At 77.1% G+C, this 9,098-nt stretch carries 5 protein-coding genes; all 5 read left to right on the forward strand.

The window, feature by feature from the left end:
* Window positions 1–2,794 (forward strand): polyketide synthase (locus tag ACSNOD_RS24030; protein ID WP_436769115.1); only part of this gene is annotated, 2,794 nt, incomplete at its 5' end.
* Entirely contained in the window at window positions 2,791–3,999 is a 1,209-nt protein-coding gene (gene redW, locus ACSNOD_RS24035; RefSeq protein WP_436769116.1) for an L-prolyl-[peptidyl-carrier protein] dehydrogenase, read from the forward strand. The genes ACSNOD_RS24030 and redW, both read left to right, overlap by 4 nt.
* A 129-nt stretch (window positions 4,000–4,128) precedes the next feature.
* Window positions 4,129–4,446 carry a RedY protein gene (locus tag ACSNOD_RS24040; protein WP_436769117.1) on the forward strand — a complete coding sequence of 106 codons (318 nt, stop codon included), beginning with the start codon at window positions 4,129–4,131 and terminating at the stop codon, window positions 4,444–4,446.
* A gap of 128 nt (window positions 4,447–4,574) precedes the next feature.
* Complete coding sequence (locus ACSNOD_RS24045) at window positions 4,575–5,891, forward strand: nitric oxide synthase oxygenase (RefSeq protein ID WP_436769118.1); 1,317 nt, start codon at window positions 4,575–4,577, stop codon at window positions 5,889–5,891.
* Window positions 5,892–6,155: 264 nt separating this feature from the next.
* The gene (locus ACSNOD_RS24050; RefSeq protein WP_436769119.1) at window positions 6,156–9,014 is read left to right on the forward strand and encodes an ATP-binding protein; all 2,859 of its coding nucleotides are present in this window, start codon (window positions 6,156–6,158) and stop codon (window positions 9,012–9,014) included.
* Window positions 9,015–9,098: the final 84 nt, after the last annotated feature.

Here is a 9,098-nt window from a genome sequence, read left to right on the forward strand (position 1 = left end):
GGGCCCGGGGGGGGGGCGGGCGTGGTCAGCAGCTCCCAGAAGGCGCGGACGCCCCGGGCCCGACGGCGGGCCCGGCGGCGGCACGCTCGACGACATCGCCGTGGACGCCGCCCGCTTCGGGGTGCCGCCGGTGCAGGCGCGGTCCATGGCCCGGATGCAGATGCTCATGCTGGAGGCCGCCCGGCAGTGCCTGGACGACGCGGGCCACCTCCGGCGGCCCCTGCCGGCCGAGCGCACCGACGTCATCGCGGGCACCTGCTTCGGGCTGGACCGCCAGTACGCCAACGCGCTGCGGATCGAGGCCGCCTCGTACGCGCGGGAGCTGGAGCGGGCCGCCCTCGCCGCGGACCGCCCCGAGTCGCGGCGCGGCGCCCGGACCGCCGCCGGGGAACTGCGGGAGCTGCTCACCCGCCGCCTGGGCGCCTCCCCGCACGACCGGGTCGGCGAGATGGCCAGCACCATCCCCGCGCGGATCGCCACCGCCTTCCGGCTGGGCGGCCGGACCCTGGCGCTGGAGTCGGCGGAGGCCACCTCGTTCCTCGCCCTCTGGCACGCCGTCCACCACCTGCGCGCCGGGGTGTCCGACGCCGTGCTGGTGGTGGCCGGGCAGCGCCACGACGGCCCGGTGCTCGCCCGCGCCCTGGCCGCCAAGGGGCTGATCGCGCCGGACGCGGTGCCCTTCGCCGCGGCGGGCGGGGGCTTCGCCCTGGGCGAGGGGGTGGGGGCGCTGCTGCTCAAGCGGCTGTCCTCGGCCGTCCGGGACGGCGACCGGGTCTACGCCTCGATCCTGGAGTGCGCGGTGCGGCACGACGCCCGGCCGGGCGTCTTCCGCTACTCGACCTCGGCCGGGCACCGCGCGGAGGTGGCCGCGGCCTGCTACCGGGCGGCGGCCGTGCCGGCGCGCTCCGTGCAGTACGTGGAGTGCGCGGGCTCCGGCGTCGCCCGCGAGACCGAGGCGGAACTCGACGCGCTCGCGACCCTGTTCGCCGGCGCCGAACCGGCCTCGGTGGCCCTCGGCAGCGTCCGCGACCGGCTGGGCAACACCGTCGCCAACGCCGGTCTCGCGGCCGTCACCAAGGTGGCCCTGGCCCTGCACCACCGCACCCTGCCGCCGCAGTGGGCCCCGGCGCGCGGGGAGGAGTGCGCCGCGCTGTCCCGGGCGCCGTTCCGGCTGCCCCGGACGGCCGAGCCCTGGCGGCCCGGCCGGCGCGACGGCTCCCGGCGGGCCGCGGTCCTCGGCTCGTCGGTCACCGGCACGCTCTGCCATCTGGTGCTGGAGGAGTACGACTCGGCCCGCTCGGCGTACCCCGGGGCGCACGCGCCCAAGCGGTCCGGGGCCGCGCTGCCGGCCCGCACCCCGGAGCCGATCGCCGTGGTGGGACTGGGCGGCCGGTTCGCCGGCGCGGCGGACGCGGACGGCTTCTGGCGGGCCATCTGGGCCCGCCGCACGGGCATCGGCCCGCTGCCGGCCGCGCTGCTGGACCGGGACCTCCTCTACCGGCCCGGCGAGTTGAGCCTCACCCACAGCTACACCGACCAGGGCGCCGCCGTGCCCGCGCCGCAGGCGCCCCCGCCCGAGGCGCGGATGACGCCGCTGCGCCACGAACTGCTGGACGGGGCGCAGCGGCTGGCCCTCGCGGTCGCCGCCGAGACCCTGCGCTCCGCGGGGTGGGCGCCGGCCCCGCGGCCCGCCGGTTCGGGGCCGGTCCCGCCGTCCCCCGCCGGGCCCGGCCGCCGGGGGCTGATCGCCATCGGCAGCACCCTGGCGCTGTCCCGGGACCGCGAACTCGGCGCCCGGCTCGCGCTCGGGGAGCTGGAGGCCGCCGTGGCGGAGCTGGCGGCCTTCAAGCAGGTGCCGGCCGACGACCTGGCGGCCGTGCTCGACCGGGCGCGCGAGCGCCACGGACCGCCGCCCGGCCCCGCCGAGCGGCTCTCGCCGGCGCTGTTCGACGGCTGTCTGGCGAGCGGCACGGCGGCCCTGATCGCGGGCGAGTTCGGCCTGGACGCCGTGCCGGTGGCCGTCGAGGCGGCCTGTGCCTCGTCACTGGCCGCGCTGGACCTGGCGATGGGCGCGCTGCGCGCGGGCGCGGTGGACTTCGCGCTGGCCGGCGGGGTGGAGATGGCGTGCAACGCCCGGGACCTGGTGCTGTGTTCGGCGCTGGGGCTGCTCTCGCACACCCGGATCGCGCCGTTCGACGCCGCCGCCGACGGCTTCACCCCGGGCGACGGCTGCGGCCTGTTCCTCCTCAAGCGCCTCGGTGACGCGCGCCGCGCCGGGGACACGGTGTACGGGCTGCTGCGGGGCATCGGGGCCTCCAACGACGCCAAGTCGCTGATCGCCCCCGACGTGGCGGGGCAGGTGCGGGCGATGCGCCAGGCGTTCGAGCAGGTCGACTTCGCGCCGGCGGACGTGGACTACCTGGAGGCGCACGGTACCGGCACCCGGGTCGGCGACCGGGTCGAGATCGCCGCCGCGGCCCGGGTCTACGGCGACGGGCGGCACCGGCCCCTGGGGATCGGCTCGGCCAAGTCCTTCGTCGGCCACACCTTCGCCGCCGCGGGCGCCGCGGGGCTGCTGCGCACGCTCCTGGCGATGCGGGCCCGCACCGTGCCGCCCACCCTCGCGCCGACCACCCTCAACCCGGCGCTGGAGCTGCACGCCATCCCCGCCGTGATCCCCACGGAGCTGTCGCCCTGGACCACCGCCCCCGGACGGCCGCGGCGGGCCGGCGTCAGCTCGTTCGGCACCGGCGGCATCAACTACCACCTGCTCGTCGAGGAGCCCACGCCATGAACTTCGACTTCGACGCGGACACCGAGGAGATGCGGGCCATGGTGCTCGGCTTCGCCCGGCGCGAGCTGGCCCCCGCCCCCACCGCCGCCGGGGAGTTCGACGCGGCGGACTTCCGGCGCCGCTGGCGCCTCGCGGGCCGGCAGGGGCTGGTCGGCAGCGCCGTGCCGAGCGCGTACGGCGGCAGCGGGCTGACCGCCGTGGCCGCCGCGGCCATGATGGAGGCGCTGGGCCAGGGCTGCCCCGACACCGGCTTCGCCTTCTCCGTCGGGGCGCATCTGTTCGCCGGCCTGATGCCCATCGTGGAGTTCGGCACGGAGGAGCAGAAGCGGCGCTGGCTGCCCGCGCTCTGCTCGGGCGAGCGGATCGCGGCCCACGCCATCACCGAGCCGGAGGCCGGCTCGGACGCCCTGAACCTGCGCGCCCACGCCGAGCGCCGGGGCGACGGGTACGTGCTCAGCGGCGACAAGTGCTTCACCACCAACGCGCCCGTCGCGGACGTCTTCCTGATCCAGGCGGCCACCGCCCCCGGCGGCGGCTTCTTCGGGCTCACCGCCTTCGTCGTCCCCGCCGACACCCCCGGCCTGCGGGTGGGCCCCCGCCACGACAAGACGGGGCTGCGCGGCTCCCCGATGGCGGACGTCTCCCTCCAGGGCTGCCACGTGCCCGCCGACGCGGTGCTGGGCGCCGAGGGCGCGGGGGCCAGCGTGTTCTCCGCCTCCATGAAGTGGGAGCGCACCTGTCTGTTCGCCGCCTATCTCGGGGCGATGCGGCGGGTGGTGGACGCCACCGTCGCGTACGCGGGCGAGCGCCGCCAGTTCGGCTCGGCGATCGGCGGCTTCCAGGCCGTCAGCCATCGCATCGTGGACATGACGCTGCGCCTGGAGGCGGCCCGGCTGCTGCTCTACCGGGCCGCCGACGGCCTGGCCCGCGGCAGCGAGGACGAGATCGCCCCCGCCCTCGCGAAGATCGCGGTCAGCGAGGCGGCGGTGCGGGTGGGGCTGGACGCGGTGCAGCTCCTGGGCGCCCTCGGGGTCGTCGGCGGCGGGGACGCGGAGGCGCTGCTGCGCGACGCGCTGCCGGCGCGGATCTTCTCCGGCACGAACGAGATCCAGCGCAACAACGTCGCGCGGGCGCTCGGCCTGGGCCGCCGACCCGCGGGGGCGGCCGCGCGACCGCGCCGACCGGGCGCGGCCGCCCGTCACTGAGGGCCGCTGACCGGCCGGCGGCCGTACGAGCCCGGCACCGCGGCAGGCCGGCGCCGTACGAGCCTCCCCCGCCGCACGGGCCGCGGCGCCGTGCGGAATACGCGCGTCCGCTTCGATCGGAGGAGCAGCATGGAGACCATCGTCCACCGCATCCGGCTCAACCCCGGGGTGCCGCCCGAGCGCTTCGAGCGGTGGGTGCGGGACGTCGACTACGCCACCTGCCCCGAACTCCCCAGCGTGCGTGCCTTCCGGGTGCTCCGGGTCCCGGACCGGCCCCCGGCCGGCTGCCACTACATCGAGGTCATCGAGGTGACGAGCCAGGCCGACTTCGCGCGCGACATGCTGACGCCGCCCTTCCGCCGGCTGGTGGCCGACTTCGAACAGCTCGCCTCGGTCGTGGACGAGCTGTCGGGCGAACGCGTCGGCGAGGGCTACACGGCGGACTGACCCGGCTCTCGGGGCGCACGTGCCGGAGGCACAGCCGCACCGTTGCCCCCGGGCGCGGCACGGAGAAGGATCTGGTGACTCACGCACTCCGGTCCCCCGTACCCGCGCGCTCTCCCCGAGGACAGGTCATGAACCTCCGTACGGACACGCTCCCGGCCGGCACGCCCCGCACCGGCTCCCCCTCCGCGAACCGCGCCGCCCCGGGGGTCCGCCTCGCGGCGGACCCCGGTCACGGGCACGGCCCGCAACGGACGCCTCCGGCCACCCGCCCCTCGCCGGACGAGGTGCTCGGGGAGGCGGAGGAGTTCCTGTGCGGACTCCACCACGAGCACCCCGACCAGCCGCGCCCCCTCCGCGCCCGGCTCGCCGAGGTCCGCGCCGAGGTGGCCGCCACCGGCACCTATCGGCACACCCCGGCGGAGCTGACGTACGGCGCCCGCGTCGCCTGGCGCAACAGCAGCCGCTGCATCGGCCGGCTGTACTGGAACAGCCTGCGCGTCCTCGACCGTCGCGACGCCACCCGCCCGGCGGAGATCCACGCCCATCTGCTGGACCACCTGAGGCGGGCCACCAACGGCGGCCGCGTCCGCCCGCTGATATCCGTCTTCGCCCCGGAGACCCCCGAGCGGCCCGCGCCGCGCGTCTGGAACGACCAGCTGATCCGGTACGCGGGGCACCGCGGGGACGACGGCGGCGTCGTCGGGGACGCGGGGTACGCCGACTTCACCGACGCCGTCCGCGCCCTGGGCTGGACCGGCTCCGGCGGCCCCTTCGACGTGCTGCCGCTGGTCATCGAGGCCGCCGACGGCGTGCCGCGGCTCTTCGACGTCCCCCGGGAGCTGGTGCTGGAGGTCCCGCTGTACCACCCCGACCACGCCTGGTTCGCCGATCTCGGGCTGCGCTGGCACGCCGTGCCCGCCATCTCCAACATGCGGCTGCGGATCGGCGGCGTCGACTACCCCCTGGCGCCCTTCAACGGCTGGTACATGGGCACCGAGATCGGCGCCCGCAACCTCGTGGACCCCGACCGCTACGACCTGCTGCCCACCGTCGCCCGCCGGCTGGGCCTGGACACCGGCAGCGAGGCGACGCTCTGGCGGGACCGGGCCCTGGTGGAGCTGAACGTGGCCGTGCTGCACTCCTTCCGGCGGGCCGGCGTGCGCATCAGCGACCACCACACCGAGTCCCGCCGCTTCCTGGCCCATCTCGCCCGGGAGGAGCGGGAGGGGCGGACCGTGCCCGCGGACTGGAGCTGGATCGTGCCGCCGGTGTCCGGCGGGATCACCCCGGTGTTCCACCGCTACTACGACTGGGCCGATCAGCGCCCCAACTTCTATCTCGACGACCGCGCCAGGGAGCTGGGCCGCGGCCACTGCCCGCACGGGGCCCGCGCCGCGAACGGCCCCCGGGAGGGCGGCACCTGCCCCCGGGGCGACGGCGCCTGAGAGCGGCGGCGACCGAGAGCAGGGGCGCCGGGGAACGCGTCGGAATTCGTCGCGGAAAAAGACAGCAGCATACCGGTTCCCGGCCGCTCCGGCGGAGCGTACCGCAAACCTTTCTCGCCGTCCGTCACAGCGGAGATACGCTACGTCATTGCCGAAAGCCGCACCGTCGGTAGTCGCCCTGCCCGGCGTCCGGCCCGCCCCCAGCGGCGGGAGGGCGCCGCGACATGCGCGGCAAGGCGCCGTACCGGGAGGGAACACGTAGTGATGGATCGCGTCGGCACCCCGCCGACAGGAGCGCGCGCAGGGCAGGACCGAGGCGTCCGGACGCCCTCGAGGACTCTGGAACGAGAGAGTGAGATCATCGCGGCGAAGGCGGCGCTGGACCGCGTCGGCGGCGGGGCCGGCGACGGCGGCGGCCCGGCCGCCCCGCGCGGCGGGCTGCTGGCGTACACCGGGCCGGCCGGCGCCGGGAAGACGACCCTGCTCGCCGAGGTGCGCCTCCTCGCCGCCGAGCGGGGGTGCACCACGCTCGTGGCCCGCGGTGGCGAACAGGAGCGCGGCGCCGCGTTCCACGTGGTGCGCCAGCTCCTCCAGCCACTGCTGGCGTCGATCGGCGAGGCCGAGCGCGCCGAGGTGCTGGGCGCCTGGCAGCGCATCATCGGCCCCTGTCTGGGGCTGTGTCCGCCGGCGGAGGGCGCGGCGCCCGACCCGCAGGGCGTGCGGGACGGCCTGGACTGGGTGGTCACCAATGTGGCCGTCACCCGGGGCCCGCTGGTCCTGATGCTCGACGACGCGCACTGGGCGGACCAGGAGTCCCTGGCGTGGCTCACGTCCTTCGTCGGCCGCGTGGAGGAGCTGCCGGTCCTGGTCATCGTGGCCTACCGGCCGGACGAACTCCCGGACGCGGCCGCGGGGTTCGGCGCCATAGTGGACCGCAATCGGGTGCGGCCGCTGGACCTCGCCCCGCTGAGCCCGGTCGCGGTGTCCGAGCTGGTGCGGTGGTCCCTGTGCCCGGGCGCCGACGCCACGGTCAACGGCGCGGGCGGCACGGGCGGCACCGAGGGCGCGGAGGGCACCGGCAGCGGCAGCGGCGAGGGTGCCGGCGGGTGCCCCGGGGCGAGCGGCGCCGGCCCCGAGGCCGAGGAGGGCTTCAGCCACGAGGTGTGGCTGCTGACCGGCGGCAACCCCTTCGAGGCCGTCGAGCTGATCGCCAAGGCGCGCGAGCGCGGCATGGCCCCGACCGACGAGAACGCCCCGCTGCTGCGGGACATGGCCGCCTCCGCCCGGGGCAGTGGCGTGCTGGACCGGCTCGACCAGCTCGGCACCGGCGACGTCCGGCTGGCCTGGGCGGTCGCCGTGCTCGGCGCCGAGGCCTCGCCCGCGCTCGCCGCCTCGCTGGCGGGCATGGGCCCGGCGGAGGCCGCCGACTCGATGGAGCGGCTGCGCGCCGCCCGCATCCTGCACAGCGGCGGGGCGCTGGAGTTCTCCCACCCGCTGATCGCCACGGCCGTCTACCGGGCGATCCCGGCCGCCGTGCGGGTCGCACTGCACGGCAAGGCCGCCTGGGAGCTCATCGAGGGCGGCCACGGCCCGGCGGCGGCCGCCCGGCATCTGCTGGAGACGCATCCGGAGGGCGACGAGTGGGTCGCCCGGCAGTTGCAGGAGGCGGCCCGCGAGTATCTGCGCACGGGCGCGCCCGACGCCGCCCGCCGCTGTCTGGAGCGGGCCCTGCGGGAGCCCCCGCCGCCCGCCCTGCGCGCCTCCGTCCTCTACGAACTGGGCGCTCCCGCGCTGCTGATGGACCCGGCGGCCACGGTCAACCACCTGCGGGCCGCGCTGGAGGAGCCCGACATCGACCCGGCCATGCGGGAGGGCGTCGTCATCCGGCTGGCCCGCTCCCTGGCCCACTGCGACCAGGTGCCCGAGGCGGCGAGCGTGCTCGCGCGGGAGGCCCGCCGGGCGACCGACTCCCGGGTGCGGCTGCGGATGCACACCGAGCACTTCATGCGGGCGGCCTTCACCGCCGAGGAGGACGGCGCCCCGGCCCGCTCCCGGCGGCTGGCGCAGCTCGCCCAGCGGCTCACCGGCCGGGACCTCACCGAGCGGTACGCGCTCGGGCTGCGGGGCTGGGACGCGGTGGTGCGCGGCGAGCCGGCCGAGACGGCCCTGGAGTACGCGGAGCGGGCGCTGGGCCCGGGGCTGAGCTGGGTGGACGACAACTGGGGCTTCGAGGTCCCGGCGCTGATCGGGCTCACCTTTCTGTACTGCGACCGGCCGGACCGGGCCGAGGAGCTCTTCACCGAGGGCATCTCCGAGTTCGAGCGGCACGCCTGGCGCGGCGCCCATCTGGCCTTCGGCTACACGCTGCTGGGCTACATCCGCTTCCGCAGCGGGCGGCTGACCGACGCGGAGGACTTCGTCCGCGCGGGGCTGGGCCTCGCCGAGCGGGTCGGCCCCGGCACGCCCGGCCAGTGGTACGCGGTCGGGGCGCTGATCGAGATCCTGCTGGCGCGCGGCCAGACGGACGCGGCGGAGGAACTGGCCGTCCGCTACGGCTTCGGCAAGCCGTTCCCGTCCGCCGTGACCATTCCCAACGCCCAGGTGGTGCTCGGCACGCTGCGGCTGGCGCAGGGCAGGCTCAAGGAGGCGGCGGAGGAGCTGTCCGAGGTGGGGCACCGCCTCGATGTGCGCGGCATGCACCACCCGCTCTGGTGCCCCTGGATGCCGCAGCTGGCGCTCGCCCTGGAGAACGCCGACCCGCGGCGGGCCCTGGAGCTGGCCGAGGAGGCGGTGCGGCGGGCCGAGCGGGTGGGCACCGACTCCGCGCTGGGGCGCACCCTGCATGTGCTCGCCCGGATCAGCGAGGGACCCGAACGGGTGAGTCTGCTGCACCGCGCGGTCACCCATCTGGAAAAGTCCCCGGCGACGTACGAGCTCGCGGACGCGCTGGTGGACCTCGGGGTGCTGCTGCGCCGCACCGGGCGGCTCCAGCAGGCCGCGGACCACCTCTACCGCGGAGTGGAGGTCGCCACGCCGTGCGGTGCCGAGGCCGTGGTGGCCCGGGCCCGCGGCGAGCTGGTCGCGGCCGGGCTGCGGCCGCGCCGCCTGGGAGTGGTGCGGTGACGGGCCGTTCGGCGCGCGAGGGGGCGCGCGGAGGGCGTTCGGCCCTCCGGCGCCCGCCCGCACGGTGGCGCCCGCCCCACGGGG

This window comes from Streptomyces sp. URMC 123 (assembly GCF_051386515.1).
GTDB lineage: Bacteria > Actinomycetota > Actinomycetes > Streptomycetales > Streptomycetaceae > Streptomyces.